Raw genomic sequence first — 26,032 nt, forward strand, 5'->3', positions numbered from 1 at the left:
GAGCGGTCGGGGGCTCCCGGCCGCTCTCCCGCGCATCCGACGGTGCCGGATCGCGGTGGAGGAGGGTCGTCCGGCGCGCACAGAGGCGGGCGCCGACACGAAAACCCGTACGAGCTTACACGAGCGGGGCCACCCCCGACAGGGCGGAGGAGGGGCCGACGCCCGGGGGCGCGTGGGGCGGTGCCGGAGGGGGCGCCGCCCGGAACGGCGAACGCCCCCTCCGACGTGCGGAGGGGGCGTTCAGGCGGCGCGGAGGCGACGCGTCAGAGCTTGGTGACCTGGTCGAACGACAGCTCGACCGGGGTCTCGCGCTCGAAGAGCGAGACGAGCACGGTGAGCTTGCCGCTCTCGGGCTTGATCTCGCTGATCGAGCCGGGAAGACCCGCGAACGAGCCCTCCTTGATGGTGATGGTCTCGCCGATCTCGAAGTCGACCTCGGCGGGCAGCACGCGCTGGGCCTGCTTCTGGCCCTTGGCGCCGGAGGTCTTCGAGGGGGCGACGTCCTTGATCTCGACGAGGCTCTTCAGCATCGTGAAGGCCTCCTCGAAGCGCAGCGGGGTCGGGTTGTGGGCGTTGCCCACGAAGCCGGTGACGCCCGGCGTGTGGCGGACGACCGACCACGAGTCCTCGTTGAGGTCCATGCGCACCAGCACGTAGCCGGGGATGCGCACGCGGGTGACCATCTTGCGCTGGCCGTTCTTGATCTCGACCACGTCCTCCATCGGGACCTGGACCTCGAAGATGTAGTCCTCGGCCTCGAGCGAGACCTTGCGGTTCTCGATGTTCGACTTCACGCGCTTCTCGAAGCCGGCGTAGGAGTGGATGACGTACCACTTGCCCGGCTTGCCGCGCAGCTCGGTGCGGAAGGCCTCGTACGGGTCGATGTCGGCGAGGTCCTCACCGGCGGACTCGGCGTCCTCGGCGGCGACCTCGGCCTCGTCCTCGACGGCCTCGAGGGCCGCTTCGGCCTCCTCGACGGTGTCGATGTGCGCGGCCTCGTCGACCGCGGAGTCGGCCTCGGGGTCGTCGACCGAGCCGATGGCGTCCAGCGCTGCCTCGAGGTCGGAGGCGAGGTCGTCCTCGGACTCGTTCTCGTCGATGATGCTCAGCGCACCCTGCTCGGCGGGCTCGACGGCGTCCTCAGCCTGCGACTGGACGTCGCCCTCCTGCTCCTCCTCGACCTCCGACGACTGCTCGGCAGCCGTCGCCCAGTCGACGTCGTCGCGGTTTCTGTCAGACACTCGTCACAACTCTCTCTCGATCGATCGGTCGCGCCCCTCGGGGCGCGTCCCGCTGTCGCCGGCACCCTCCGCTCGCGCGGCCCGGATGCTCTCGGGTCAGGCGGCGGGTGTGCCGAACACGTACGTCACGGCCAGGGCGAACACCCAGTCGAGGAAGGACACCAGCGCCATCATGATGACGACGAAGATCAGCACGACCACGACGTAATTGCCCAGCTCCTTGCGGGTGGGCGTCACGACCTTCTTCAGCTCGGCGATGACCTGCCGGATGAAGAGGGCGATGCGCGCGAACGGGTTGCGCCGCGCGGCTCGCTGCTGATTGGCGATCGCGACGACGTCCTCGCTCGGCTCGTCGACTGCTTTCCCGGCCACCTGCACGCACCTTTCCCGCACCGGAACCTCCGGTGTGGCCGACCGCCCGTCATGGGCGGCCCTGGACCGATGACCGCAGCGTCGCGGGGACCGCGTGCGACGGGCATCGATGTGCAGGGCGGACAGGGCTCGAACCTGCAACCTGCGGTTTTGGAGACCGCTGCTCTACCAATTGAGCCACCGCCCTATGGATGCCGTTGCGAGCATCCGAGGAGGAGACCGACCCGCCGCCCCACCGCCACGACCCTCGCGGGCGCTGTGGATGAGGGCAGAGATCGACTACCTCGGACGAGTGTACGTGGACCCGCTGGGCGTGTCCAGCCGAGCGGCGGGGGGCCTCGGAGCCCCGTGCGCGCGCAGGATACGCTGGCCGTCGTGTCCTCCACCACGCGCATCTCCGCCCGCATCGCCGCCATCGCCGAGTCCGCCACTCTGAAGGTCGACGCCAAGGCGAAGGCCCTCCAGGCCCAGGGCCGCCCGGTCGTCTCCTACGCCGCCGGCGAGCCCGACTTCCTCACTCCCGAGCACATCGTCGAGGCCGCCTCGGCCGCCGTGCTCGACCCGGGGAACTACCGCTACACCCCCGCGGCGGGCCTCCCCGACCTCCGCGCGGCCATCGCGGAGAAGACGGCGCGCGACTCCGGATGGGCCGTCGACCCCTCGCAGGTCGTGGTCACCAACGGCGGCAAGCAGGCCGTCTACCAGGCCTTCCAGACCCTCCTCGACGACGGCGACGAGGTGCTGGTGCCGACCCCGTACTGGACCACCTACCCCGAGGCGATCAAGCTCGCCGGCGGCGTGCAGGTGGACGTGTTCGCGGGCGCCGACCAGGGCTACCTGGTCACGGTCGAGCAGCTGGAGGCCGCGCGCACCGAGCGCACCAAGGTGCTCCTGTTCGTCTCCCCCTCCAACCCCACCGGCGCCGTCTACTCGGCCGAGCAGACCCGCGAGATCGGCGAGTGGGCCGAGGAGCACGGCCTCTGGATCATCGCCGACGAGATCTACCAGAACCTCGTCTACTCCACCGGCGACCAGGACGACGCGAGCCCGCTCGAGCACGCGACCTCGATCGTCGAGGCGGTGCCGGCCCTGCGCGACCGGACGATCCTCGTCAACGGCGTCGCGAAGACCTACGCGATGACCGGCTGGCGCGTCGGATGGATGGTCGGCCCGGCCGACGCGATCAAGGGCGCCTCGAACCTCCAGTCGCACCTCTCGAGCAACGTCTCGAACATCTCGCAGCGCGCCGCGATCGCCGCCCTCACCGGCCCGCAGGAGCCGGCCGAGGAGATGCGCCTGGCCTTCGACCGCCGCCGCCGCACCATCGTCGCCGAGCTGAACGCGATCGACGGGATCGAGTGCCCCACCCCCGGCGGCGCGTTCTACGTCTACCCCGACGTGAACGGGCTGCTGAACCGCGAGTGGAACGGCACCACCCCGACGACCTCCCTCGAGCTCGCCGACCTCGTCCTCGAGCAGGCCGAGGTCGCCACCGTCCCCGGCGAGGCCTTCGGTCCGAGCGGCTACCTCCGCCTGTCCTACGCCCTCGGCGACGACGCGCTCCTCGAGGGCGTGCGCCGCTTGCAGCGGCTCTTCGGCACCGTTTAGCCCTCCTCCGCCTGCGCCGTCGATCGGCAGCGGCGGCTCGACGACGGGGGTGCGTCGCAGAGAGCGGGGTGCGCAGCGCGGACGACGATCCGCCGACACGCGGATCGCCGGTCGCCGCTCGACCGTGCCTCACGGTGACCGGCGGGTACTGCGACGGGCCTGTCCGACAGGTGAGGGCTGCCTGGCATCTCGGGGCGGGGAGGGCAAGAGGGAGGCGGAAATCGGGGATCACTGTCGCCGGAGGGGTGCGACAGGGCACGCTGTGACGATGAGCGAAGACCACGCCGTCCGAGTCCGCGACCTGCGGAAGGACTACGGGGGCGCTCCGGCGGTCGCGGGAGTCTCCTTCGACATCCACCGGGGCGAGACCTTCGCGCTCCTCGGCCCTAACGGCGCCGGCAAGTCGACGACCATCGAGATCCTCGAGGGCTACCGCGACCGCTCCGGCGGCGAGGTGTCGGTGCTCGGGGTCGACCCGCGCCACGGCGACCTGGCGTGGAAGGCGCGTCTGGGGATCGTCCTGCAGTCCAGCGGCGAGTCCGGCAACGCGACGGTCCGCGAGCAGATCGCGCACTTCGCCAGCCTCTATCCGCGACCGCGCGACGTCGACGAGACCATCGAGGCCGTCGGGCTGACGTCCAAGGCCCGCTCGCGCATCGGGCGCCTCTCCGGCGGCCAGCGCCGCCGTGTCGACGTCGCCCTCGGCATCATCGGCCGTCCCGAGCTGGTGTTCCTCGACGAGCCCACCACGGGATTCGACCCCGAGGCCCGCCACTCCTTCTGGGACCTGATCGCTCTGCTCAAGAGCGAGGGCACGACCATCCTGCTCACCACCCACTACCTCGACGAGGCCGCCCGCCTCGGCGACCGCGCCGCCGTGATCTCCGGCGGGCGGCTCCTGGCCATCGGCCCGATGAGCGCGATCGGAGGGGACGAGGCGCGCGTCCCGATCGTGCAGTGGCGCGAGGACGGCGTGCTGCACCGGCTGCGCACCACCGAGCCCGCCCGGACCGTCGCCGAGCTGCACTCCCGGATCGGTGAGCCGACGGCCCTCGAGGTCGTCCGCCCCAGCCTCGAGGACATCTACCTCGACCTCATCCGCGAGGACCGCGACGCGGTCGACCTGATCGGAGAGCCCGCGTGACCGCCGTCGCCACCCGCCCCCGCACTCTCTCCACCGGCCCGGGACGCACCGTCCGCCTCGGACTCGCCCGGGCCCGCTACGAGATCCGCTCGTACTTCCGCGCTCCGGACCAGGTGTTCTTCACCTTCCTCTTCCCGGTGCTGCTCCTGACGATCTTCTCGGTCGCGTTCGGCGACACCGCGGTGATGCAGGCGAACCCGCAGGACCCGGGCATCCCGATGGCGGAGTACTACGTGCCGGGCCTGGCCGCGGCCGGGATCCTGCTCTCGGGCGTCCAGAACCTGGGCGTCGACATCGCGGTCGAGCGCGGCGACGGCACGCTCAAGCGCCTCGCGGGAGCACCGCTGCCGGTCTTCAGCTACTTCATCGGCAAGTTCGGCCAGGTGCTCGTGACGAGCCTCGCGCAGACGGCCCTGCTGCTCCTCGTCGCGGCGACGGTGTTCTCGGTCGAGCTGCCCACCGACAGCGGACGCTGGGCGACCTTCGCCTGGGTCTACCTGGCAGGAGTCGCGACGTCGGCCATCCTCGGCATCGCCGTCTCCGCGCTGCCCCGCTCGGGCAAGAGCGCGACCGCCGTGATCGTGCCGCCGCTGCTCGTGCTGCAGTTCATCTCGGGGTCGTACCTGTCGTTCACGACGCTGCCGGACTGGCTGCAGAACACGGCGAGCGTCTTCCCGCTCAAGTGGATCGCGCAGGGCATGCGCGCCGTGTTCCTGCCGAGCGGATTCGAGGAGGCGGAGGTGAACGGGTCGTGGGACCTCGGCGGCGTCGCGCTGGTGCTCGGGATCTGGCTCGTCGTGGGGCTCGTCGCCTGCCGCTTCGGCTTCCGCTGGATCCGCCGCGACAGCTGAGCCGGAGGAGGCCGCGCCCGGAGGGCGCGCGTCCCCCGGAACGCGGGGCCTGCGCACGCAGACCGCGCGGACTCAGACCGCGGTGCCGACCACGACGGGCTCGGGGTGCAGCAGCACGCCGAACTCCGCCAGGACGCGGCCCTGGACGTACCGGGCGAGCTCGGCGACCTGCTCGGCCGTCGCTCCTCCGCGGTTGGTCAGGGCGAGGGTGTGCTTGCTCGACACGGCGGCCCGCGAGCCGGGCAGGGCGAAACCGCGCGAGACGCCGGCGTGCTCGATCAGCCACGCGGCGCTGAGCTTCACCAGGCCGTCGGCGCGGGGAGGCACGGGCAGCCCGACGGGCGCTCCGGCCTCGACCGCGGCGAGCGGATTGATGACGGGCGCCTCCGCCGTCGGCTCGACCGGCCAGCGCGGCGCCTCGGGCGGCAGGGAGTCGGCGAACGCGCTCGTGACGAGGGGGTTGGTGAAGAAGGAGCCGGCGCTCGCGGTGTCCGGGTCCTCCGGATCGAGGACCATGCCCTTGCCCGCACGCAGCGCCAGCACGGTCTCGCGCACCCGCGCGAGCGGCACGCGGTCGCCGAGCGCGACTCCGAGCGCCGACGCCAGCTGACCGTAGGCGACGGGAGTGCCGTCGCCCTCGGCGCCGACCTCCTCGAGCGCGAACTCGACGGCCAGCACCGCGCCCCGGCGGCCCTGCTTGATCACGGAGGTGCGGTAGGCGAACTGCAGCTCCTCCGCCGTCAGCCGGACGGGCTCGCGGGCGCCCTCGTCGAGGAAGTCGACCGCGACCAGCGTGTCCGAGAGCTCCTGGCCGTAGGCGCCGATGTTCTGCACGGGCGACGCACCGACCGTGCCGGGGATGCCGCTGAGGGCCTCGAGGCCCGCCCAGCCGCGCTCCACGGTCGTCGCGACGAGGCCGTCCCACGACTCGCCCGCCTGGACCCGCAGGAGCACGCGCCCCGGCTCGTCGGAGGGGAGCCGCTCGACGCCGGTGGTGCGCACGCGCACGACCGTGCCCTCGACCCCGTCGTCGCCCACGAGGAGGTTGGAGCCGCCGCCGAGCAGCAGCCACGGCTCGTCGTCCGACCACAGGCCGACGAGCGTCTCGACCAGCTCCGCCTCGGTGGCGGGCTCGACGAGGCGCTCGGCGGGTCCGCCGACGCGGAGGGTGGTCAGGGCGGAGAGCAGCGGCGCGGAGGTCACGCGAGTCGGACCCGTGCCTGGGCCTTGCCGAGGACGGACTGGCCCTCGACCGAGACGGCGAGGTCGACGCGGACCCAGCCCTCCTCGGCGTTCACAGCACCGATCCTGGCGACCACGTCGATGGCGGCGCCGTCGCGCGGGTCCACCACGACGGGGCGGGTGAAGCGCACCTGGTAGTCGACCACGCGTCCGGGGTCGCCGACCCAGTCGACGACGACCTGCACCGCGGTGCCCATCGTGAGCATGCCGTGCGCGAGCACGCCGGGCAGGCCGACCTCGGCGGCGACGTCGTCGCGGTAGTGGATGGGGTTGAAGTCGCCCGAGGCGCCCGCGTAGCGCACCAGGGTGCCGCGGTCGATCGGGAAGCGGCTCTCGGCGAGGACCTGGCCGACGCTCAGCTCGGCGAGAGCGGGCAGTGCGGTGCTCATTCGTCTCCCCTGACCACGAGGGTCGAGATCGCGGTGACGACGTGCTCGCCGCTCGCGTCGACCATGCGGGACTCGGTGGTGACCATCGAGTGGGCGCCGAGCTTCTTGATGGCGGCGACCGAGAGGGTCGCGGTCAGCTCGTCGCCGGCGACGACCGGACGGGACAGCACGAAGCGCTGGTCTCCGTGCACGACGCGGCTGAAGTCGATCCCGCCGTCGGGCTCGGCGAGCAGCTGCTGGAGCGTGAACTCCTGCACGACGACGGCGAAGGTGGGCGGAGCGACGAGGTCGGGGTGCCCGGCGGCGCGGGCGGCCTCGACGTCGTGGTGCAGGGGGGAGGTCGCGGAGACGGCGCGGGCGAACTCGCGCACCTTCTCGCGCCCCACCTGATAGGGCTCCGTGGGCGCGAAGACGCGCCCGACGAGTTCGGGGTTCACTGGCACCCGGCCATACTAGGCGCTGCCGTCGCGGGGCCCTCGGGGCTCCGGAGGCGCCGCCGGTGGTCACCCGGGTATGACCACCGGGAATTTCCCATCCGTGTATGGCTGACCCGCGGCCGAACTTCTCCGAAGCTGGCGGGCATGTCGACACCCACTCCCGAGCGCGACTGGGCGACCTACGCCCGCGAGCTCGGCACCAACATGCACCGGGCCCGCATCGCCAAGGGCGCCAGCCAGGAGCGGATCGCCCACGCGGCCGGGCTCGCGGGCTACACCTACCAGAAGTTCGAGAAGGGCGAGTCGAAGCCCGGCTCGCCTGCGAACCCCACGCTGCACACCCTCCTCGCGCTCTGCGAGGCGCTCGAGATCGAGCTGACGGACCTCCTGCCGCCCGATCCGCCGCGCACCTCACGAGGCGCCGAGTAGCCGGAGCACCGCGCCGGCCAGCCGCGACCCCGAGCTGAGATCGAGGTCGACCTCGCCGAGCCCGTCGGCCTCCAGGCGGAGCCTGTCCTCCCCCGACTCCCCCGGGCGGCATAGGGAGACGTGCACCGTCGCGCCCGCGGCCCCGTCTCGGCCCGCCCAGAGCACCACCGGGAGCGAGCTCGCCGCGGAGCGGTGCAGCCGCTCCCCCGCCGCGACCAGCTCGTCGTGCTCGCCCGCGCACCAGCGCGGGCACCCCTCGTCGTTCCTGCCGTCCATCCGCTCCTCCACGTTCCGCACCCCTCGGTCGAGGAGACCAGCCCACCAGGCGGTACCGACACCGAGGGCCCGCCGCGCCCCGATCCCGACCGGGGTGTGGACAGGAGACGGTCGTCCGCCCGTTGTGGAGGAGCGAGGACCAGGGTCCCATACGCAGGTGGTGCCGCCAGGGGTCCGGCACGAAGCACCGGCGCGGTGTCAGCGGTGGACGATCAGCCAGGTCGCGATCGCCGTGGTCGAGCCCGTGTTGACCATGCGGTGCGGCCGCTCGCACGGGAACGTGATGGCGTCGCCCGGCCCGAGGACGACCGACTCGTCCTCGAACTCGACCGTCAGCTCTCCGAGCGTCACCGTCCCCATCTCGAACCCGTCGTGGCGGAGCAGCTGCCGGTGCGCCGTCGAGGTCGAGCCCGGCGGGTAGGTCGACTCGAAGAAGTCGACGGCGTCCAGCGGACGCGGCGCCAGACGGCGGAACAGCACTCCGCCCTCGAGCGCCACGGGCGCCGACTCGCGCGCCCGGACGACCGCGGTCTCGACCGGCGCCGACGCGCCCTGGTCGAACACGGCGGACAGCGGGACCCCCAGCGCGTCCACGAGGGCGATCAGCCGGCCGACCGAGGGCTGCATGGCTCCGCGCTCGATCTGCGAGACGGCGCTCACGGAGATGCCGAGTCGCCCGGCGAGTGCCTTCAGCGACAGGCCCGCCGAGAGCCGCAGCTCCCGCAGCCGGGCGCCGAGTCCGGCCCCGTCCGCGATCGCCCGGGCGGCCGCCTCGTCGGGCGCGGTGTCGTCGGAGGGCATGGCCCGTCCCCTCTCGCGGATCGTCACACAGCCGTAACGGAGCCGAAACGAGCGGCGGCCTCCCGACTCGTAGCGTGGCCCGCGTGAAGTGATCACTTCACTCGGAACGCTCTCCGCGACGCCCCGCCTCCTCGGCCGGACGTCCCGACCACCCTGACACATCCGCTCCGTGCCGCTCTGCGCACGACCGCCCGAGAGGTGGATCCACCCATGTCCGACCGCGTCATCGCACCCCGAGTCACCGCTCCCCCCGTCGATCCGGATCCCGCCGCCGCGGCGAGCGCCGGCTACGACGACCGCCTCTCCAACGAGGACCTCGCCCCGCTCCGGAAGCAGCGCTGGTCGAGCTACAACATCTTCGCGTTCTGGATGTCGGACGTGCACAGCGTCGGCGGGTACGTGACCGCGGGCTCGCTCTTCGCACTGGGCCTGGCCGGCTGGCAGGTGCTCGTCGCCCTGGTGGTGGGCATCGTGATCGTGCAGGTCTTCTGCAACCTCGTCGCCAAGCCCAGCCAGGTCACCGGCGTGCCCTACCCCGTCATCAACCGGGCGATCTTCGGCATCCGCGGCGCGAACATCCCGGCGATCATCCGCGGACTGATCGCGATCGCCTGGTACGGCGTGCAGACCTACCTGGCGGCGCAGTCGCTGAACATCGTCTTCCTCAAGTTCTTCCCGGGCACGGCCGCCCTGAACACGCCCGAGGCGTCGTTCCTCGGCCTCTCGGCCCTGGGCTACCTCTCCTACGCGATCCTCTGGGTCGCGCAGGCCGCGCTGTTCTGGCGGGGCATGGAGTCGATCCGCCGCTTCATCGACTGGGCGGGACCGGCGGTCTACGTGGTGATGCTCGTGCTGGCCGTCTACCTGGTGTCGCAGGCGGGCTGGGAGAACATCTCGCTCACCCTCGGCTCCGGCGAGCCGCTCGACCTCGCCGCCGCGGTGCCGGTGATGATCTCGGCCGTCGCCCTGGTCGTCTCCTACTTCTCGGGCCCGATGCTCAACTTCGGCGACTTCTCCCGGTACGCCCGCAGCTACGGCGCCGTGAAGCGCGGCAACCTGCTCGGCCTCCCGATCAACTTCCTCTTCTTCTCCCTCCTCACCGTGATCACCGCGTCGGCGACCGTGCCGGTCTTCGGCGAGCTGATCACCGACCCGATCGAGACCGTCGAGCGGATCGACACCTGGTTCGCCGTGCTCTTGGGCGGGCTCACGTTCGTCATCGCGACGATCGGCATCAACATCGTCGCCAACTTCATCTCCCCCGCGTTCGACTTCTCGAACGTCAACCCGAAGAAGATCAGCTGGCGGATGGGCGGCATGATCGCCGCCGTCGGCTCGGTGCTGCTCACCCCGTGGAACTGGTACTCGAACGACACCGCCATCCACTACACGCTCGGCATCCTCGGCGCGCTGATCGGACCGCTGTTCGGCGTCCTCATCGCGGGCTACTACCTGATCAGCCGCCAGCGCGTCTGGGTGGACGACCTCTACACGATGAGCGAGAAGGGCCGCTACTGGTTCTCGCGCGGCTTCAACCCCAACGCCGTCTGGGCGACCGTGATCGGCGGAGTCCCCTCCGTCGCCTCGGTGCTCGTGCCGCGCTGGATCGCGGAGGCGGGAGGCGCGGAGTTCACCTGGCTCGGCGACTACAGCTGGTTCCTCGGCTGCGGGCTCGGGTTCGTCACGATGGCTGTGCTCGAGCGGCGCGCGCCGCGGATCGGGCGCCTCGACGAGGACCTCGAGAACGTCAGCGACGGCTCGACCGTCTGATCCGGCCGGCACGGAGGAGGGATCCGCCCCGGCCGCTCCGCATCCCGCGGACCGGCGGCCGGGCGGGCCCCTCCCCCTCCCGGCACCCGAAGCGAGGAACCACCATGCGCATCACCGTCGTCAACCCGAACACCAGCACTGCGATGACCGCGGCGATCGGCCGGGCCGCCCGCTCCGTCGCCTCGCTCGGCACCGACATCACGGCCGTCACCCCGCCGATGGGTCCGGCATCGATCGAGAGCCACTACGACGAGGCGCTCGCCGTGCCCGGCGTCCTGCACGAGATCGCCCGGGCGGAGGCGGCCGGCAGCGACGGCGCGGTCGTCGCGTGCTTCGGCGACCCGGGTGTCGATGCCGCGCGCGAGATCGCGAGCGGCCCGGTCGTGGGGATCGCCGAGGCCGCCATGCACATGGCCGCGCTCGTCGGCCGGGGCTTCAGCGTGGTCACCACGCTCTCGCGCACGAGCGGCCGCGCCTGGGACATCGCCCGCCGCGCCGGGTTCGGCGACGCCTGCCGTCAGGTGCGCGCCTGCGACATCCCCGTGCTCGAACTCGACGCCCCCCGCTCCGACGCCCGCCGCGCGATCCTGGCGGAGTGCGCCGAAGCGCTGGCCGTCGACGGGTCCGACTCGATCGTGCTGGGCTGCGCGGGCATGGCCGACCTGTGCCGCGACCTCTCACGGGAGCTGGGCGTGCCCGTGATCGACGGCGTCGCCTCGGCGGTGCGCCTGGTGGAGGGGCTCGTCGCGATGGGCGTCAGCACCTCGCGGCGCGACGAGTACGCCGCGCCGCGGACGAAGGCGATGGCGGGGCTGCTCGCTCCGTTCGAGCGGGTCTGAGGCTCCGCACCCCGCACGGTCGGGTGTTCTACCGGACCGCCGGGCCGGACCCACCTGCGAGGATCGGGGGATGAGCGTCCTCCGCGATCTCGGCCTCGGTGCCCGGCTCTTCCTCCGCGGCTTCCGCACCTGGGTCCGCTCGCCGCGGGCGATGCTCCTCGGCGCGATCCCGCCCCTGATCGTCGGCCTGGTCTTCGTCGGCGTGCTGGTCCTGGTGCTCACGCGGGTGCAGGACGCGGTGACCGCGCTCACCCCGTTCGCCGGCGGCTGGGACGAGGGCACGGCCGCCACCGTCCGCCTGGTGCTCTCGATCGCGGTGGTCGGCGCCGTGCTCGCCCTCGGCGTGGTCCTCTTCGCCGCGGTGACCCTGCTGGTCGGCGACCCCTTCTACGAGCGGATCTGGCGGCGGGTCGAGGACGACCTCGGCGGCGTGCCCGACGAGCGCGAGAGCACCTTCTGGCAGGGGGTCGGCCGCGGCCTCCGCGACTCCGCCGTGCTGGTCGTCACCTCCCTCGGGATCGGCGTGGTCCTGGTGCTGCTGGGCCTGGTGCCGGTGGTCGGCTCGATCGTCGGCCTCGTCGCCGGCGCCCTGGTCGGCGGTAGGGCCCTCGCGCTCGAGCTGACCGGGTTCGCGGGCGACGCCCGGGGGCTCTCCCTCCGCGACCGCCGCCGCCTCCTCGGCGAGCACCGCGCGGTCTCGCTCGGCTTCGGCATCGCCGTCTACCTGGCGTTCCTCGTCCCCGGGGGCGCGGTCGTCGCCACCCCCGCCGCCACGGCCGGCGCGACCCTCCTGCTCCGGACCCTGCGGGGCGAGCCGACCGAGCGGCCGGCCGCCTGACACCGCTTGGCCGCCGCCCGGCTCTCCCCTAGACTCGCCGCGTGCGCACGTCGATCCGAAGCCCCTGGTGGCCCGCCTCCTAGGCGGACCGACGCGCAGACCCCTCGCACGCGACCGCCTCCTCCGGGCGGTCGTTCTGCATGTCAGGGCCCGGGTGGGGCACGACCCGATTCAAGGACCACGATGACCTCGCTCCTCTCCCGCATCCTCGCCTCCGACGGGACGCTGCCGTTCGCGGTGGTCCTCCGCCAGGGCCGCGACGCCGTCGACGTGTTCACGGGCGACGTGCTCGACGTCGAGGGCCTGGCCGACATCCCGCTCGACGGCGACGACGTGCTGACCCTCGTGCCCTACCGGCAGGTGCGCGAGCGCGGCTTCGCGGCGAAGGACGACGGAGCCCCGCTGCGCAACCTCGTGGTGCGCGAGCGCGAGAGCGTCCCCCTGGCGGAGGTGCTGCGGCTCCTGCCCGAGCGGGAGATCCCGGTCGAGGAGCGCGGCTTCGACGTGCCGGACGACGAGTACGCCGACATCGTCCGCCGGGTGATCGAGGACGAGATCGGCCGCGGCGAGGGCGCCAACTTCGTCATCAACCGCGCCTTCGTCGCGCAGACCGACGCGCCGCCCGTCGAGGCGGTCCTGGCCTGGTTCCGCCGCCTGCTCACCGACGAGTCCGGCGCGTACTGGACCTTCGCGATCCACACCCCCGGCGTCGACGGCGCGCAGACGGTCACCGCCGTCGGCGCGACCCCCGAGCGCCACGTCTCGGTGCGCGACGGCGTCGCCATGATGAACCCGATCAGCGGCACCTTCCGCCACCCCGCGGCCGGACCCACCGGGGAGGAGGTGCTCGCGTTCCTCGCCGACGTCAAGGAGAGCGAGGAGCTCTTCATGGTCGTGGACGAGGAGATGAAGATGATGAGCGCGGTCTGCCCGGACGGCGGCCGCATCCTCGGGCCGTTCCTCAAGCAGATGTCGCGGCTCAGCCACACCGAGTACCTGCTCGAGGGCCGCACCGGACTCGACGTGCGCGAGGTCCTGCGGCTGACGATGTTCGCGCCCACGGTCACCGGCTCGCCGATGGAGAACGCGTGCGCCGTGATCGCCGAGTACGAGAAGGAGCCGCGCGGCTACTACTCCGGCGTGCTCGCCCTCTTCGAGCCGGAGGAGCACGGCTACACGGTCGACGCCCCCATCCTCATCCGCACCGCCTACCTCCGCGCGGACGGCCGCCTCACCGTGCCGGCCGGCGCGACGCTCGTGCGCCACTCCACCCCCGAGGGCGAGGTCGCCGAGACGCGGGCGAAGGCGTCGGGCGTCCTCTCCGCCCTCGGCCTGCTGCCGCAACGCGAGGTGCCGCCGGCCCTCGACCTGAACGCGCAGCCGGGCGTGCAGGAGGCGCTCGAGGCGCGCAACGAGCGGCTCGCCTCGTTCTGGCTCCGGCCCCAGGCGCCCGAGCACATCGCCGGCCTCGCCGGGCACACCGCGCTGATCGTCGACAACGAGGACCAGTTCACGACGATGCTCGCCCACCAGCTGCGCCACCTCGGGATGGACGCCCGGGTCGAGCGCTGGTCGGAGGTCGCCGACGTGCTGAGCGACGACCTCGTCGTCTTCGGCCCCGGCCCGGGCGACCCCCGCGACGACTCCGACCCGCGGATCGCGCACCTGCGCTCGCTGATGACCACCCGCCTCGAGGCGGAGCGGCCGATGCTCGCCGTCTGCCTCAGCCACCAGATGCTCTCACTGCTGGCGGGCCTCCCGGTCGAGCCGCTGCCCGCGCCCCGCCAGGGCGTGCGCCTGGCGGTGGACGTGTTCGGCGAGGACGCCGCGATCGGCTTCTACAACACCTTCTCCTCCGTCGCCCCCGGCGTCGCGCGCACGCCCCGGCTGGGGCTCGAGGTCTCGGTCGACCCGGAGACGGGAGTGGTCAACGCCCTCCGCGGCGAGCACGTCGCGTCGGTGCAGGGGCACCTGGAGTCGGTGCTCTCCTCCGACGGCCTGCGCACCCTGGAGCGGCTGGTCCGCACCGCGACCGCTCAGCCCGCGCGCGCATGAGCAGCCTGCGGCTGATCGCGTCGCCCGCCTACCCGGCCGAGCTGCAGGAGGCGGTGGCCGCCGCCGTGCGCGCGGCGGCCGAGGCGGCGCGCGGCTGGTACGGGCGCGGCGACAAGATCGCGGCGGACGAGGCGTCGGTCGCGGCGATGCGCGCCGTGCTGGCCGACGCTCCGTTCGACGGCGTCGTCGTGATCGGCGAGGGCGAGAAGGACGAGGCCCCGATGCTCGCGAACGGCGAGCGCCTCGGCCGCGCCTCCGCTCCCTCCTGCGACGTGGCGGTCGATCCGCTCGACGGGACCCGGCTCACGGCGGAGGGGCTCCCCGGCTCGGTGAGCGTGATCGCGCTGGCCCCGCGAGGCACGCTGTTCGACCCGCGTGACGTCTTCTACATGGACAAGCTGGTCTGCTCCGGAGCGGGCCGGGGCGCCGTCTCGCTCGACCTCCCTCCCGCCGAGAACGCCGCACGGCTGGCGGCGGCGCTCGGGAAGCCCGTCGCGGAGCTGGTCGTCGTCGTGCTCGACAAGCCGCGTCACTCCGGGCTCATCGCGGCTCTGCGCGCGGCCGGGGTCGCGCTCGAGCTGCGCGGCGAGGGCGACGTGTCGGTCGCGATCGAGGCGGCCGATCCCGCGGGCCGCGTCGACCTCGTCCTCGGCATCGGCGGCACCCCGGAGGGAGTGGTCGCCGCCTGCGCCGTCCGCGCCCTCGGCGGGGTCATGGAGGGGCGCCTCGCCCCCCAGACCGCACCGGAGCGCGCCAACGCCCTGGCCGCCGGCCACGACCTCGACCGCCTGCTGACCCTGGAGGACCTGGTCTCCTCGGACGACGTGCTCTTCGCGGGCTGCGCGGTCTGAGACCTCTCCCACGGGCAGGACCTCGCCCGGGAACGCCGAAGGCCCCGGCTCGACGCGCGAACCGGGGCCTTCTCGCTGTAGCGGGAGCGGGACTTGAACCCGCGACACCACGATTATGAGCCGTGTGCTCTAACCACCTGAGCTACCCCGCCGCGCGTTCTTCGCAGGTCTGGCCTGCGGGGAACGGAGCCCCCTGTGGGAATCGGACCCACTACCTCTTCCTTACCAAGGAAGTGCTCTACCAATGAGCTAAGGGGGCGCACCTGCGGGTCTGACAGCCCCTCTCGGGGCGTGCCCGCGATTTGGCACCGTTCGACGATAGCACCTCCGCGGAGCGTCGATGACCGCGGGGGACGCGCCCCCGCGGCCGCCCGTCTGCGGCTACGCCCGGCTCGCCTCGTCGAGCGCGGCGAGCTCCTCGGCGCTCAGCTCGAGGGAGGCCGAGGCGATCAGCGCCGGCAGCTGCTCCATCACGCGGGCGCTGGCGATCGGCGCGACCACTCCGGGCTGCGAGCGGAGCCAGGCGAGCGCCACCGTCGCCACCTCGGCGCCGTGCGCCTCCGCCGCCGCATCGAGCGCCGCCAGCACCCGGCGGCCGCGGCCGTCGAGGTAGCGGGAGGCGCCGTCGGCGCGCGGACCCTCGGGCGTCGATCCGTCGCGGTACTTGCCGGTCAGGAATCCTGACGCCAGGGCGGAGTAGGGGACGACGGCCAGCCCCGCCTCGCGGGCGAGGGGCAGAAGGTCGGCCTCGATCCCGCGCTCCACGAGGTTGTAGTGCGGCTGCAGCGCGACGGGCGCGTGCAGGCCCTCCTCGCCCGCGATGCGCAGCCACTCCGCGACGCGCTCGGCGCTGAAGTTCGACACTCCGATCGCGCGGACGAGGCCCTGGTCCACGAGCTCGGAGAACACGGCGGCGATGTCGGCCATCGGCACGGCCTCGTCGTCGAAGTGGGCGTAGTAGAGGTCGATCCGGTCGGTCGCGAGGCGCTCGAGGGAGGCGCGGGCGGCCGCGCGCACGGTGTCGGGCGCGAGGCCGGTGAACTGCGGGTGGCGGCCCGCCTTCGTCGCGATCACCACGTCGTCCCGGTCCCCCGAGCGCCGCGCGAGCCACTCGCCGATGATCGTCTCGGACTCGCCGCCCGTGTTGCCCGGGACCCAGGCGGAGTAGGCGTCGGCGGTGTCGATGAAGTCGCCGCCCGCGGCCGTGTAGCCGTCGAGGACGTCGAAGGAGGTCTGCCGGCCCGCGGTCCAGCCGAAGACGTTGCCGCCGAGCGAGAGCGGGAAGACGTCGATGCCGGAGTCGCCGAGCGGCGAGCGGGTGACGGAGGAGGATGCTGCGCTGTCGATGGTCATCTCCCGATTCAAGACCCGCTCCCCGCCGTGATCGATCCCCCTCCCGCGCATGCGCGGCAAGGACTCAGGCTGTCAGCGCCGCGGGTAGTCGGCGTAGGCGAAGCGCGTCGAGTCCGGCGCCCAGCCGGAGACGTTGATCGTCCCCTGCCCGCCGTGGAGGCGCTCCAGCACACGGCCGGGCTCGAGCGTCGAGCGCCCGGGGAGGTCGAGCAGCCGCAGCTCGACGTCGACGTTCTCGGGGTGCCCGGCCGTCCCCTCCGGATAGGCGAGGTAGAGCAGGTGCGCGCCGTCGGGCGACTCGTGCGGGAACCAGTCGACCGTGTCCGACTCGACCAGGCGGGAGAGCGCGGAGCCGTCGAGACCGATGCGGAACAGCTGCGCCCCGCCTCCGGCCCGCTCGGAGTTGAAGACGAGGGTGCGGCCGTCGGCCGAGACGTCGACGCCGTCGTCCGCCGGCTCGTCGTCGGTCAGGGCGGTGAGCGCGCCTCCTGCGGCCGGCATCGTGTAGACGTCGGTCCGCCACCGCCCGGAGGCGTCGCCGCCGCCGATCAGCGCGAGGGTCGCGCCGTCGGGCGAGACGCCGTGCAGGTAGTGCTTGAAGCGCGCGCCCTCGCGCTCGGCGGTCAGACGGCGGGCGGGGGCGGAGCCGTCGAGCTCGACCGCGTAGAGGTGCCCGTCGCGCGCCGAGACGTAGGCGAGCCCGCCGGACGGGGCGAGCACGTGGTCGTTGTTGAGCTCGGCCGGCACCCCGTCGAGCGGGATCGGCTCGAGCACGGCCGCCCCCTCGAGCGGCAGCCGGAAGAGGCCGCCGTCGCCGTTCACGATCAGGGCGGAGCCGTCCGGAGTCCAGTTCGGCGCCTCCACGAGGACGGAGTCGGACTCGAAGACGGTCGTCGACTCCCCCGTCGCGAGGTCGTGGACGCGGAGTCGGCAGAGCTGGTCGGGGAGGAGCGAGCGGGCCATGCTCCCCACGGTAGGGCCCTGGCGGATCACGACGGGGCCGTCAAGCCTCTCCGCACTCAGGTTCCGCGGGAGGGCGCTCCGATATTCTTGACCGACTTATGCGCTGGGTACACCTTGGGAGGAACATGTGATGCTCCTCATCCTCGTGATCTCGTTCGCGATCGCCGTGGTGACCCCCTGGCTGGTGGACCGGTTCGGGCCGAAGACGTTCTACGCGCTGGCGCTGATCCCGGCCGCGAGCTTCGTCGCCACCGCGACCGCCCTGCCGACGATCCTCGACGGCGGCGAGATCCGCGAGTCCGTGCCGTGGATCCCCGCGCTCGACATCGCCCTCTCCTTCCGCCTGGACGCGCTCTCGATCGTCCTCGCCCTCGTGGTCAGCGGAGTCGGCGCCCTGGTCCTCGCCTACTGCGCGACGTACTTCAGCCGCGACGAGCCCTCGCTGGGCCGGTTCGCAGCGCTCCTGTCCGCGTTCGCCGGAGTGATGTACGGGCTGGTCACGGCCGACGACGTGATCATCCTCTTCGTCTTCTGGGAGGCGACGAGCGTCCTCTCCTACCTCCTCATCGGCCACTACAGCGGGCGCAAGGAGAGCCGGGGTGCCGGGCTCCAGGCGCTCCTGGTCACGACTCTCGGCGGGCTGGCGATGCTGGTCGGGATCATCGTCCTGATCGTGCAGGCCGGTACCACCAGCCTCTCCGGGATCGTCGCCGCCGCCCCCTCCGGCCCGATCGTGTCGACGGCGCTGGTGCTCGTACTGCTCGGCGCGTTCTCGAAGTCGGCCCTGGTGCCGTTCCACTTCTGGCTGCCGGCCGCGATGGCCGCTCCCACGCCGGTCAGCGCCTACCTGCACGCCGCCGCGATGGTGAAGGCGGGCATCTACCTCGTCGCGCGCCTCGCGCCGGGCTTCGCCGACGACTCCGTCTGGCTGCCCGTGGTGGTGAGCGTCGGAGTCTGGACCATGCTCGTCGGCGGCTGGCGCTCGCTCCGGCAGTACGACCTCAAGCTCGTGCTGGCCTACGGCACCGTCAGCCAGCTCGGCTTCCTGACCGTCGCCGTCGGCTTCGGCTCGCGCGACGCCGCGCTGGCCGGACTGACCCTGCTCGTCGCCCACGCCCTCTTCAAGGCGCTGCTCTTCCTCACCGTCGGCATCGTCGACCACCGCGCCGGCACGCGCGACCTCCGCAAGCTCAGCGGCCTGGGACGGCAGGCGCCGGTGCTCGCGGGCGCCGCCCTCGTCGGCGTGCTGTCGATGGCGGGCATCCCGCCGCTGCTGGGCTTCGTCGCCAAGGAGGCCGTGTTCACGAGCCTGATCTCGGCGATCGAGCAGGGCTCGTTCTGGGCCTGGGTCGCGCTGGTCGGCCTCGTCCTCGGCTCGATCCTCACCGTGGCCTACTCCGCGCGCTTCTTCTGGGGCGCCTTCGCCCGGAAGAAGGGGCTCGAGGACACGCACCTGCACGCCGAGCCGTGGACCTTCACCGCCGCCCCGGTGCTGCTGGCCGCCGCCAGCATGATCGGCGGGATCGCCGCCTCCGTGCTCGACCCGCTCGTCGCCGTCTACGCGGACACCCTCCCCTACGCCGCCCCGGACGCCGACCCGGAGCTCGCCGCCGCCGCGGAGGCCTCCGACCACGGCGGCTACCACCTCGCGCTCTGGCACGGCTTCGAGCCCGCGCTGGCACTCAGCGCCCTCGTGATCGCCGTCGGACTCCTGCTCTTCGCCAAGCGCGTCGCCGTCGCGCGCGCCCAGTCGATGCTGCCCAACCGGATCGACTCGGCCGAGGGCTACTGGGCCACCGTCCGCTGGCTCGACCGAGTCGCCAGCACGGTCACCGAGTCCGTCCAGCGCGGCTCGCTCCCCCGCTACCTGACGGTGATCTTCGCGGTCTTCGTCCTCGGCGTCGGCGGTGCGGCCGCCCTCAACCGCACCTGGCCGGGCGATCTCGTCTTCTGGGACAGCCCGGGCCAGCTCGCGGTCGCGGCCGTGATGATCCTCGCGGCGGTGCTGTGCGCGATCGCCCGCAACCGCGTCGCCGCCGTGCTGCTGGCCGGCGCCACCGGCTACGGGATGGTGGCCCTCTTCGCCCTGCAGGGCGCACCGGACCTCGCCCTCACCCAGGCGCTGATCGAGACGGTGACCCTCGTGGTCTTCGTCCTGGTGCTGCGCCGCCTCCCGACCCGCATCGCCGCGAAGCACCAGCCGATGCGCAAGCGCCTGCGCGCCGTCATCGGCATCGCGGTCGGAGCGGTCATGGCCCTCGCCGCCACCATCGCCCTCGGCGCCCGGACCGCGACGCCGATCTCGGCCGAGCTGCCCCGCCTCGCCTACGAGGAGGGCAAGGGCCGCAACATCGTCAACGTCCTGCTCGTCGACATCCGCGCCTGGGACACGATGGGCGAGATCTCGGTCCTCGTCGTGGTCGCCACCGGCGTCGCGAGCCTGATCTTCCTCTCCAGCCGGGCCGGAGGCGCGCCCCGCCTCGAGTCGCAGAGCGCCGACGACCGCCGCGAGCGCGCGATGGACCTGACCGCCTCCTCCGCCGACGCCGAGCGCGACGGCGACCGCGGCTCCTGGCTCGTCGCCGGGCGCACGCTCCGGCCGGAGAACCGCTCGATCGTGCTCGAGGTGCTGGTGCGCCTGCTCTTCCACCCCGCGATGATCGTGTCGGTCTACCTGCTCTTCACCGGACACAACACCCCGGGCGGAGGCTTCGCGGGCGGCCTGCTCGCCGGTCTCGCCCTCGTCGCGCGCTACCTCGCCGGCGGCCGCTTCGAGCTCGGCGAGGCCGCGCCGATCGACGCGGGCAAGGTCCTCGGACTCGGCCTCTTCTTCGCCGTCGGCACCGCCGTCTCCTCCCTCGCCTTCGGCCTCGAGGTCCTCGAGTCGAGCTGGCTCGACCTCGAGGTGCCGGTGCTGGGCGAGCTCCACCTGGGCACGTCCACCCTCTTCGACATCGGGGTGTACCTGATCGTGATCGGCCTCGCCCTCGACATCCTCCGCAGCCTCGGCGGCGAGGTCGACCGCCACGGCGAGGAGGCCGAGCAGGGCTCCCCCTCGGGCGACGGCGTCACGCACTCGACGGACAGCACCCCCGGCCCCGGCCAGGGCACGGTCGACGGGCTCGAGACCTCGCTCCCCACCGGCTCCACGGTCGTCGGCGGACCGGGCAGGGGGGACGGCGCATGAGCATCACCCTCGTCCTCGTCGTCGTGATGGCGGTGATGTACGCGGCGGGCGTCTACCAGATGCTCGAGCGCAGCCTCACCCGCATCCTGATCGGGTTCCTGCTCGTCGGGAACGCGACCAACATCCTCATCCTGCTGATGGCCGGCCGCTCGGGCATCGCGCCGTTCGTCACCGACGACGGGCGCTCCTACGAGCAGATCGCCGCCGAGATGGCCGACCCGCTGCCGCAGGCGCTGATCCTCACCGCGATCGTGATCACCTTCGGGGTGTCCGCCTTCCTCCTCGCGATGATCTACCGGCGCTGGCGCCTCGCCAACGCCGACCAGGTGGAGGACGACGAGACCGACGCCTCCGTCCGCGAGGACGCGGCGGGCATCTCGGCCCAGACCACCGCCGACGACCGGGCGCTCGACGTCCTGCTCGAGTCCAGCGACGAGGGCACCGCCGCCAAGCACGGGGAGAGCGCCATGACCGACGACAGGAAGGAGGACCGATGAACGCCCTGATCCCGCTCGTCGTCACCCTGCCCCTCCTGGGAGCGGCCGTCGCGCTGATCCTCGGACGCCACCGGCGCGCGCAGATCACCGTGAACATCGTGACGCTCTCGAGCGTTCTGGTGATCTCCTCGGTGATGCTCGTGCTGGTCCTCACCGGCGACGGAGGCGGCAGCGCCGTCTACGTGGGCGGCTGGGAGCCGCCGTGGGGCATCGTGCTGGTCGTCGATCCGCTCGCCGCGCTGATGCTCGTGATCACCTCGATCACCCTGCTGGGCGTCCTGCTGTTCTCGGTCGGCCAGGGCCTCGTCGACGGCAACCGCGAGACGCCGGTCACGATCTTCCACCCGACCTACCTGATCCTCTCGGCGGGCATCCTCAACGCCTTCGTCGCGGGCGACCTCTTCAACCTCTACGTCGGCTTCGAGATCCTGCTGGCCGCGAGCTACGTGCTGATCACCCTGGGCGGCACCGCGCCGCGGATCCGCGCCGGCACGACCTACGTGGTCGTCAGCCTGGTCTCGAGCGTGTTCTTCCTCTCGGCCATCGGCCTGCTCTACGGCGCCACCGGCACGGTCAACATGGCGCAGCTCTCGATCCGCATCGCCGAGCTCCCCGCCGACGTGCAGCTGGTGCTCCACGTGGTGCTGCTGCTCGGTTTCGGCATCAAGGCGGCCGTGTTCCCCCTGTCGTTCTGGCTCCCGGACTCGTACCCCACGGCTCCGGCGCCGGTCACCGCCGTCTTCGCCGGACTCCTCACCAAGGTCGGCGTGTACGCGCTGATCCGCACCGAGACCCTGCTCTTCCCCGGCGGGAGGCTGAGCGAAGTGCTGCTGGTGGTGGCGCTGCTGACGCTGATCGTCGGCATCCTCGGTGCGGTCGCGCAGGCCGACATCAAGCGGATGCTGTCCTTCACGCTGGTCTCGCACATCGGCTACATGGTCTTCGGGATCGCCGTGGGCACCCCGGCCGGCTACGCGGCGACGATCTTCTACGTCATCCACCACATCACGGTGCAGACGACGCTCTTCCTCGCGACCGGCCTGATCGAGCGCGTCGGCGGTACCACCTCGATCCTGCGCCTCGGCGGGCTGCTCAAGGCCTCGCCGCTGCTGGCGCTGCTCTACTTCATCCCCGCGATGAACCTCGGCGGGATCCCGCCGTTCACCGGCTTCCTCGGCAAGGTGGGGCTCTTCGTCGCCGGCACGGAGGCGGCCGTCGACCAGCCGTCGTGGCTGATCTGGGCCGTCATCGCCGCCGGGGCCGTCACCTCGCTCCTGACCCTCTACGCCGTCGCGCGCGTCTGGAACATGGTCTTCTGGCGCCGGCAGGAGGAGGTGCCCGGCTACGAGTCGCCCCTGATCGACCAGCTGCAGGAGGACCCCCACGACACGGGCAGCATCCGCACCCGCCACTCGCCGCCGATGATGGTGCTCGCCACCGCGGGGATGGTCGTCGTCGGCGTCGTGCTGACCGTCGGCGCCGGTCCCCTCTACGACGCGAGCGAGCGAGCGGCGAGCGCGGTCGCCGACCCCGCGACCTACATCGCGACCGTCTACCGCGACTCGTCCTTCGGAGAGGAGGGGCCGCGATGAGCCCCCGCCGCCGCGTCGACATCTGGAACCGCGTCGCGATGTTCGTGACCCTCGTCGGGATCTGGGTGCTGCTCTGGGACGACGTCTCGGTGCTGTCGATCGTCACCGGCTTCCTGGTCGCCCTGCTGATCACCCGGGTGTTCTACCTGCCGCCGGTCGAGTTCTCGAACCGCATCAACCCGTGGTTCGTGCTCCTCTTCCTCCTGCGCCTGCTGGCCGACATCGCGGTGGCCTCGGTGCGGGTGTCCTGGCAGATCCTGACCCTGCCCGTCCCGGTCCACAACGCCATCGTCGCCGTGCACCTGCGCAGCCGCTCCGAGGGGATGCTCGTCTGGACGACGGAGGCCGTCTCGCTCGTCCCCGGCTCCCTGGTGATCGACGTGGACCCGCAGCTGAACGTCCTCTACCTGCACGTGCTCGGCGTGACCCACGACGAGGGCGAGCGGATCGACGAGGTGCGCCGGACGGTCCTCCGGACGGAAGCGCGCATCGTCCGGGCCATCGGCTCCCGCGAGGACGTGCAGCGCGTGAATCGGCCGATCGAGGCCGGATCGGGGGTGGTCCGGTGATCGACTGGCTGATCTGGATCCTGGTGCCGGTCTTCGGCGCCGCCTGCCTGCTCGCGCTCGTGCGGATCCTCCGCGGTCCGTCCGTGCTCGATCGGGTCGTCGCGGCCGACGTGCTCGTCGCGACGATCATCTGCGGGATCGGCGCCGAGATGGCGGTCAACCACCACGCGCGGACCCTGCCCGTCGCGCTCGGGCTCGCGCTGTTCGCCGTCTTCGGATCGATCAGCGTCGCCAAGTTCATGGCCAACCGCGAGGAGGACTGACATGGACCTGTTCTTCGACGTGCTCACCGCTGTGCTGCTGCTGGTCGGCGCCCTGCTCTCGCTGCTGGCCGCGATCGGCCTGATGCGGTTCGACGACCTGCTCTCCCGGATGCACGCGGGCACGAAGCCGCAGGTGCTCGGACTGATCTGCGTGATGCTCGCGGTCGCCATCCGGAACCCCGGCTTCGCCGCCGCGGGGACCATCGTGCTGGTGATCGGCTTCCAGCTGCTGACCGTGCCCGTCTCGGCGCACATGGTCGGCCGGGCGGCCTACCGGGCCGAGGCCGTCTCTCCCGGGTACCTCGTCGCCGACGAGCTCGCGGAGGCGGTCACCCGCGCCGACGAGCAGGCCCGCGCGACCGGGCCCGAGACCGCGCACGCGTCCGAGGAGCGGGCGCGCACCTCCTCCGCGCCCCCGTCCGAGGACGAGGACGGCCCGGCCGCGACCGCCTAGGCGACGAGGACGAGCTGCACGGCGGAGGCGCCGGTCATGCTGCGCAGCGCGAATCCGCCGATCGCGAGGGTGACGGCGACCAGGCCGCCGACCAGCAGCACCAGCAGCGGCACCACCCACAGCAGCGCCCGTCGGCGTCGGGCTCGGGCCTCGTCCGGCGTCTCATCGATCACCCGTCGACTGTACGGGACGGCGGGGGGCGTGCCCCCGGCGCCCACGAGCCGCCCGATAAACTCGACCGCATGACCCTGGACTCCGCTACCTCCGGCGCGCCCGAGAACTCCCCCGGCCCCGACTCCGAGGCCGAGCACCGCCGGGGAGCCGAGTGGTGGCGCACCGCCGTCATCTACCAGATCTACCCGCGCTCCTTCGCGGACGCGGACGGCGACGGCATCGGCGACCTGCCCGGCATCGCCTCGCGCCTCGAGAGCCTCGCCGAGCTCGGCGTCGACGCGATCTGGCTCTCGCCCTTCATGACCTCGCCGCAGAAGGACGCGGGCTACGACGTCGCCGACTACTGCGACGTCGATCCGCTCTTCGGCACCCTCGCCGACTTCGACGCGATGCTCGCCCGCGCTCACGCCCTGGGCATCCGGATCATCGTCGACCTCGTGCCCAACCACTCCTCCAGCGCCCACCGCTGGTTCCAGGAGGCGCTCGCCGCTCCCGCGGGCAGCGCCGAGCGGGCGCGCTACCTGTTCCGCGACGGCCGGGGCGAGTCGGGCGAGCTGCCCCCGAACAACTGGGAGTCTGTCTTCGGCGGCCCCGCGTGGACCCGCGTCATGGAGCCCGACGGCTCGGCCGGCCAGTGGTACCTGCACCTCTTCGACACCTCGCAGCCCGACTTCGACTGGACGAACGAGTGGGTGCGCGAGCGCTTCCGGGAGGTCCTCCGCTTCTGGCTCGACCGCGGCGTCGACGGCTTCCGCGTCGACGTCGCGCACGGGATGATCAAGGCCGAGGGGCTGCCCGACTACACGCCGCCCGCCGACAGCGGGTCGATGGGCGGAGTCGCTCCCGCCGACGGCGAGCAGCCCGCCACCGCCCCCTACTGGGCGCAGGACGGCGTCCACGAGATCTACCGCGACTGGCACTCCCTGCTCGCCGAGTACCCGGACGACCGCGTGCTCTGCGCCGAGGCGTGGGTGCAGCCCCTCTCCAAGCTCGCCCGCTGGGTCCGCCCCGACGAGATGCACCAGGCCTTCAACTTCGCCTACCTCGAGACCCCGTGGAGCGCACCCGCCCTCCGCGACATCATCGACTCCTCCGTCGAGGCCTTCGCCGCCGTCGGCGCCCCGTCGACCTGGGTGCTGTCGAACCACGACGTCGTGCGCCACGCGAGCCGCCTGGCACTGACGTCCGACAACCCGCAGGGCTACGGCATCGGCCCGCGCACGCCGGGACTCCCCGACCCCGTCCTGGGGCTGCGCCGCGCTCGTGCCGCGACCGCCCTCATGCTCGCGCTCCCCGGCTCCGCCTACGTCTACCAGGGCGAGGAGCTCGGGCTCCCCGAGGCGATCGACCTGCCGGACTCGGCGCGTCAGGACCCGACCTGGTTCCGCACGGGCGGCGAGCGCTACGGCCGTGACGGTTGCCGGGTGCCGATCCCGTGGGAGGCGGACGCACCCGCGTACGGCTTCAGCGGCACCGGCGACTCCTGGCTGCCGCAGCCCGGCGACTGGGCGCCGCTCGCGCGCGACCGCCAGCGCGGTGTCGCGGGCTCGACGCTCGAGCTGTACCGGTCCCTGCTCGCGGTGCGCCGCGCCGAGGACCTGGGCTCCGGCGCCGTCGAATGGCTCGAGGGCTACCCGGAGGACGTCGTGGCGTTCCGCAACGGAGCCGTCACGGTGATCGCGAACCTCGGCGAGGCTCCGGTCGAGCTGCCCGTCGGCTCCGTGGTGCTGTCCTCGGAGGAGCTGCACGAGCCGGCGCTGCCCGCCGACACCACGGTCTGGCTGCGCGCGGAGTAGCGGGCCGCGGGGTCCGCCCGGCGGCTCCCGCGTCGCGCCGC

Annotated in this window: 26 protein-coding genes and 3 tRNA genes; 16 read left to right on the forward strand and 13 right to left on the reverse strand. The window is 72.6% G+C overall.

The annotated features are described in order from the left end of the window. Positions 1 to 263: 263 nt before the first annotated feature. From nusG to C5B98_RS10565, 3 genes are all read right to left on the reverse strand, one after another. Positions 264 to 1,241, reverse strand: coding sequence for a transcription termination/antitermination protein NusG (gene nusG, locus C5B98_RS10555; protein ID WP_104223631.1), 978 nt, complete (start codon positions 1,239 to 1,241; stop codon positions 264 to 266). Between the two features lie 96 nt (positions 1,242 to 1,337). Further along, positions 1,338 to 1,613, reverse strand: a complete 276-nt coding sequence (gene secE, locus C5B98_RS10560) for a preprotein translocase subunit SecE (RefSeq protein ID WP_068208793.1) — start codon at positions 1,611 to 1,613, stop codon at positions 1,338 to 1,340. A 114-nt stretch (positions 1,614 to 1,727) separates the two neighbouring features. After that, positions 1,728 to 1,800, reverse strand: a tRNA-Trp gene (locus C5B98_RS10565). A gap of 179 nt (positions 1,801 to 1,979) precedes the next feature. On the opposite strand from C5B98_RS10565, the gene C5B98_RS10570 reads away from it, so the two are divergent. The 3 genes from C5B98_RS10570 (at position 1,980) to C5B98_RS10580 (ending at position 5,216) form a co-directional block, all read left to right on the forward strand. After that, on the forward strand, positions 1,980 to 3,221 hold the full coding sequence (locus C5B98_RS10570; protein WP_374953058.1) for a pyridoxal phosphate-dependent aminotransferase: 1,242 nt from the start codon (positions 1,980 to 1,982) through the stop codon (positions 3,219 to 3,221). A gap of 268 nt (positions 3,222 to 3,489) precedes the next feature. Then, positions 3,490 to 4,365 carry an ABC transporter ATP-binding protein gene (locus C5B98_RS10575; RefSeq protein WP_104254889.1) on the forward strand — a complete coding sequence of 292 codons (876 nt, stop codon included), beginning with the start codon at positions 3,490 to 3,492 and terminating at the stop codon, positions 4,363 to 4,365. Next, on the forward strand, positions 4,362 to 5,216 hold the full coding sequence (locus C5B98_RS10580; RefSeq protein ID WP_104223629.1) for an ABC transporter permease: 855 nt from the start codon (positions 4,362 to 4,364) through the stop codon (positions 5,214 to 5,216). Before C5B98_RS10575 ends, C5B98_RS10580 begins: the two co-directional genes overlap by 4 nt. A gap of 72 nt (positions 5,217 to 5,288) precedes the next feature. Here C5B98_RS10580 and C5B98_RS10585 read toward each other — a convergent pair whose 3' ends face one another. From C5B98_RS10585 to C5B98_RS10595, 3 genes are read right to left on the reverse strand one after another with little or no spacing between them, the layout of a single operon-like run. Further along, a complete protein-coding gene (locus tag C5B98_RS10585; protein WP_104327768.1) occupies positions 5,289 to 6,419 on the reverse strand; it encodes a UDP-N-acetylmuramate dehydrogenase in 1,131 nt (376 codons plus the stop codon). Beyond that, a complete protein-coding gene (locus C5B98_RS10590) occupies positions 6,416 to 6,847 on the reverse strand; it encodes a MaoC family dehydratase (protein WP_104327769.1) in 432 nt (143 codons plus the stop codon). The genes C5B98_RS10585 and C5B98_RS10590 overlap by 4 nt, the downstream gene beginning before the upstream one ends. Then, positions 6,844 to 7,290, reverse strand: coding sequence for a MaoC family dehydratase N-terminal domain-containing protein (locus tag C5B98_RS10595; RefSeq protein WP_104227045.1), 447 nt, complete (start codon positions 7,288 to 7,290; stop codon positions 6,844 to 6,846). Before C5B98_RS10595 ends, C5B98_RS10590 begins: the two co-directional genes overlap by 4 nt. Before the next feature lie 138 nt (positions 7,291 to 7,428). Here C5B98_RS10595 and C5B98_RS10600 point away from each other — a divergent pair, with 138 nt between their 5' ends. Further along, positions 7,429 to 7,713 (forward strand): helix-turn-helix domain-containing protein, encoded by a 285-nt coding sequence (locus tag C5B98_RS10600; RefSeq protein WP_104223625.1) that lies wholly within the window; start codon positions 7,429 to 7,431, stop codon positions 7,711 to 7,713. Here the strand turns inward: C5B98_RS10600 and C5B98_RS10605 are convergent. Both C5B98_RS10605 and C5B98_RS10610 read right to left on the reverse strand, forming a co-directional pair. Continuing rightward, positions 7,696 to 7,989 (reverse strand): DUF6907 domain-containing protein, encoded by a 294-nt coding sequence (locus C5B98_RS10605; protein WP_104227044.1) that lies wholly within the window; start codon positions 7,987 to 7,989, stop codon positions 7,696 to 7,698. The two genes, C5B98_RS10600 and C5B98_RS10605, sit on opposite strands and share 18 nt — an antisense overlap. Before the next feature lie 198 nt (positions 7,990 to 8,187). Beyond that, on the reverse strand, positions 8,188 to 8,790 hold the full coding sequence (locus C5B98_RS10610; RefSeq protein WP_104227043.1) for a helix-turn-helix domain-containing protein: 603 nt from the start codon (positions 8,788 to 8,790) through the stop codon (positions 8,188 to 8,190). A 210-nt stretch (positions 8,791 to 9,000) separates the two neighbouring features. Between C5B98_RS10610 and C5B98_RS10615 the strand changes: the two genes are divergently transcribed. The 5 genes from C5B98_RS10615 (at position 9,001) to C5B98_RS10635 (ending at position 15,143) form a co-directional block, all read left to right on the forward strand. Next, positions 9,001 to 10,560 (forward strand): NCS1 family nucleobase:cation symporter-1, encoded by a 1,560-nt coding sequence (locus C5B98_RS10615; protein ID WP_104223622.1) that lies wholly within the window; start codon positions 9,001 to 9,003, stop codon positions 10,558 to 10,560. Positions 10,561 to 10,664: 104 nt separating this feature from the next. Further along, on the forward strand, positions 10,665 to 11,399 hold the full coding sequence (locus tag C5B98_RS10620) for an aspartate/glutamate racemase family protein (protein WP_104223621.1): 735 nt from the start codon (positions 10,665 to 10,667) through the stop codon (positions 11,397 to 11,399). A gap of 70 nt (positions 11,400 to 11,469) precedes the next feature. Beyond that, positions 11,470 to 12,237 (forward strand): EI24 domain-containing protein, encoded by a 768-nt coding sequence (locus C5B98_RS10625; protein ID WP_104268593.1) that lies wholly within the window; start codon positions 11,470 to 11,472, stop codon positions 12,235 to 12,237. Between the two features lie 183 nt (positions 12,238 to 12,420). After that, entirely contained in the window at positions 12,421 to 14,292 is a 1,872-nt protein-coding gene (locus C5B98_RS10630; protein ID WP_104327770.1) for an anthranilate synthase family protein, read from the forward strand. After that, positions 14,289 to 15,143, forward strand: a complete 855-nt coding sequence (locus C5B98_RS10635; RefSeq protein WP_104327771.1) for a fructose-bisphosphatase class II family protein — start codon at positions 14,289 to 14,291, stop codon at positions 15,141 to 15,143. The genes C5B98_RS10630 and C5B98_RS10635 overlap by 4 nt, the downstream gene beginning before the upstream one ends. 78 nt (positions 15,144 to 15,221) lie before the next feature. Here C5B98_RS10635 and C5B98_RS10640 read toward each other — a convergent pair. The 4 genes from C5B98_RS10640 to C5B98_RS10655 form a co-directional block, all read right to left on the reverse strand. Beyond that, a tRNA-Met gene (locus tag C5B98_RS10640) sits at positions 15,222 to 15,295 on the reverse strand. A 35-nt stretch (positions 15,296 to 15,330) separates the two neighbouring features. Continuing rightward, positions 15,331 to 15,402, reverse strand: a tRNA-Thr gene (locus C5B98_RS10645). Positions 15,403 to 15,524: 122 nt separating this feature from the next. After that, positions 15,525 to 16,496 (reverse strand): aldo/keto reductase, encoded by a 972-nt coding sequence (locus tag C5B98_RS10650; protein ID WP_104227037.1) that lies wholly within the window; start codon positions 16,494 to 16,496, stop codon positions 15,525 to 15,527. A 72-nt stretch (positions 16,497 to 16,568) separates the two neighbouring features. Beyond that, a complete protein-coding gene (locus C5B98_RS10655; RefSeq protein WP_104227036.1) occupies positions 16,569 to 17,459 on the reverse strand; it encodes a PD40 domain-containing protein in 891 nt (296 codons plus the stop codon). Positions 17,460 to 17,589: 130 nt separating this feature from the next. On the opposite strand from C5B98_RS10655, the gene C5B98_RS10660 reads away from it, so the two are divergent. From C5B98_RS10660 to mnhG, 6 genes are read left to right on the forward strand one after another with little or no spacing between them, the layout of a single operon-like run. Beyond that, positions 17,590 to 20,646 (forward strand): Na+/H+ antiporter subunit A, encoded by a 3,057-nt coding sequence (locus tag C5B98_RS10660; protein WP_104254839.1) that lies wholly within the window; start codon positions 17,590 to 17,592, stop codon positions 20,644 to 20,646. After that, positions 20,643 to 21,143 carry a Na(+)/H(+) antiporter subunit C gene (locus tag C5B98_RS10665; protein WP_104223614.1) on the forward strand — a complete coding sequence of 167 codons (501 nt, stop codon included), beginning with the start codon at positions 20,643 to 20,645 and terminating at the stop codon, positions 21,141 to 21,143. The genes C5B98_RS10660 and C5B98_RS10665 overlap by 4 nt, the downstream gene beginning before the upstream one ends. Beyond that, positions 21,140 to 22,735 carry a Na+/H+ antiporter subunit D gene (locus C5B98_RS10670; RefSeq protein ID WP_104319315.1) on the forward strand — a complete coding sequence of 532 codons (1,596 nt, stop codon included), beginning with the start codon at positions 21,140 to 21,142 and terminating at the stop codon, positions 22,733 to 22,735. The genes C5B98_RS10665 and C5B98_RS10670 overlap by 4 nt, the downstream gene beginning before the upstream one ends. Further along, the gene (locus C5B98_RS10675; RefSeq protein ID WP_104234245.1) at positions 22,732 to 23,304 is read left to right on the forward strand and encodes a Na+/H+ antiporter subunit E; all 573 of its coding nucleotides are present in this window, start codon (positions 22,732 to 22,734) and stop codon (positions 23,302 to 23,304) included. Before C5B98_RS10670 ends, C5B98_RS10675 begins: the two co-directional genes overlap by 4 nt. Then, on the forward strand, positions 23,301 to 23,567 hold the full coding sequence (locus C5B98_RS10680) for a monovalent cation/H+ antiporter complex subunit F (protein WP_308470711.1): 267 nt from the start codon (positions 23,301 to 23,303) through the stop codon (positions 23,565 to 23,567). Before C5B98_RS10675 ends, C5B98_RS10680 begins: the two co-directional genes overlap by 4 nt. A gap of 1 nt (position 23,568) precedes the next feature. After that, complete coding sequence (gene mnhG / locus C5B98_RS10685; protein ID WP_104327772.1) at positions 23,569 to 24,021, forward strand: monovalent cation/H(+) antiporter subunit G; 453 nt, start codon at positions 23,569 to 23,571, stop codon at positions 24,019 to 24,021. On the opposite strand, the gene C5B98_RS17000 is transcribed toward mnhG, so the two are convergent. Then, the gene (locus tag C5B98_RS17000; protein ID WP_159939698.1) at positions 24,018 to 24,194 is read right to left on the reverse strand and encodes a hypothetical protein; all 177 of its coding nucleotides are present in this window, start codon (positions 24,192 to 24,194) and stop codon (positions 24,018 to 24,020) included. The two genes, mnhG and C5B98_RS17000, sit on opposite strands and share 4 nt — an antisense overlap. A 69-nt stretch (positions 24,195 to 24,263) precedes the next feature. Between C5B98_RS17000 and C5B98_RS10690 the strand changes: the two genes are divergently transcribed. After that, a complete protein-coding gene (locus tag C5B98_RS10690; protein ID WP_104327773.1) occupies positions 24,264 to 25,991 on the forward strand; it encodes a glycoside hydrolase family 13 protein in 1,728 nt (575 codons plus the stop codon). Positions 25,992 to 26,032 lie beyond the last annotated feature (41 nt).

This window comes from Rathayibacter sp. AY1A5, assembly GCF_002930875.1.
GTDB lineage: Bacteria > Actinomycetota > Actinomycetes > Actinomycetales > Microbacteriaceae > Rathayibacter.

What these genes read in the sequence shown, in the direction of transcription:
- mnhG (WP_104327772.1), top strand. Translation starts at nt 23,569, where the DNA reads ATGGACCTGTTCTTCGACGTGCTCACCGCTGTGCTGCTGCTGGTCGGC.
- C5B98_RS10630 (WP_104327770.1), top strand. Translation starts at nt 12,421, where the DNA reads ATGACCTCGCTCCTCTCCCGCATCCTCGCCTCCGACGGGACGCTGCCG.
- C5B98_RS10655 (WP_104227036.1), bottom strand. Translation starts at nt 17,459, where the DNA reads ATGGCCCGCTCGCTCCTCCCCGACCAGCTCTGCCGACTCCGCGTCCAC.
- C5B98_RS10620 (WP_104223621.1), top strand. Translation starts at nt 10,665, where the DNA reads ATGCGCATCACCGTCGTCAACCCGAACACCAGCACTGCGATGACCGCG.
- C5B98_RS10660 (WP_104254839.1), top strand. Translation starts at nt 17,590, where the DNA reads ATGCTCCTCATCCTCGTGATCTCGTTCGCGATCGCCGTGGTGACCCCC.
- C5B98_RS10575 (WP_104254889.1), top strand. Translation starts at nt 3,490, where the DNA reads ATGAGCGAAGACCACGCCGTCCGAGTCCGCGACCTGCGGAAGGACTAC.
- C5B98_RS10650 (WP_104227037.1), bottom strand. Translation starts at nt 16,496, where the DNA reads ATGACCATCGACAGCGCAGCATCCTCCTCCGTCACCCGCTCGCCGCTC.
- C5B98_RS10615 (WP_104223622.1), top strand. Translation starts at nt 9,001, where the DNA reads ATGTCCGACCGCGTCATCGCACCCCGAGTCACCGCTCCCCCCGTCGAT.
- C5B98_RS10625 (WP_104268593.1), top strand. Translation starts at nt 11,470, where the DNA reads ATGAGCGTCCTCCGCGATCTCGGCCTCGGTGCCCGGCTCTTCCTCCGC.
- C5B98_RS10600 (WP_104223625.1), top strand. Translation starts at nt 7,429, where the DNA reads ATGTCGACACCCACTCCCGAGCGCGACTGGGCGACCTACGCCCGCGAG.
- C5B98_RS10675 (WP_104234245.1), top strand. Translation starts at nt 22,732, where the DNA reads ATGAGCCCCCGCCGCCGCGTCGACATCTGGAACCGCGTCGCGATGTTC.
- C5B98_RS10610 (WP_104227043.1), bottom strand. Translation starts at nt 8,790, where the DNA reads ATGCCCTCCGACGACACCGCGCCCGACGAGGCGGCCGCCCGGGCGATC.
- C5B98_RS10665 (WP_104223614.1), top strand. Translation starts at nt 20,643, where the DNA reads ATGAGCATCACCCTCGTCCTCGTCGTCGTGATGGCGGTGATGTACGCG.
- C5B98_RS10590 (WP_104327769.1), bottom strand. Translation starts at nt 6,847, where the DNA reads ATGAGCACCGCACTGCCCGCTCTCGCCGAGCTGAGCGTCGGCCAGGTC.
- C5B98_RS10635 (WP_104327771.1), top strand. Translation starts at nt 14,289, where the DNA reads ATGAGCAGCCTGCGGCTGATCGCGTCGCCCGCCTACCCGGCCGAGCTG.
- C5B98_RS10605 (WP_104227044.1), bottom strand. Translation starts at nt 7,989, where the DNA reads ATGGACGGCAGGAACGACGAGGGGTGCCCGCGCTGGTGCGCGGGCGAG.
- C5B98_RS10690 (WP_104327773.1), top strand. Translation starts at nt 24,264, where the DNA reads ATGACCCTGGACTCCGCTACCTCCGGCGCGCCCGAGAACTCCCCCGGC.
- C5B98_RS10670 (WP_104319315.1), top strand. Translation starts at nt 21,140, where the DNA reads ATGAACGCCCTGATCCCGCTCGTCGTCACCCTGCCCCTCCTGGGAGCG.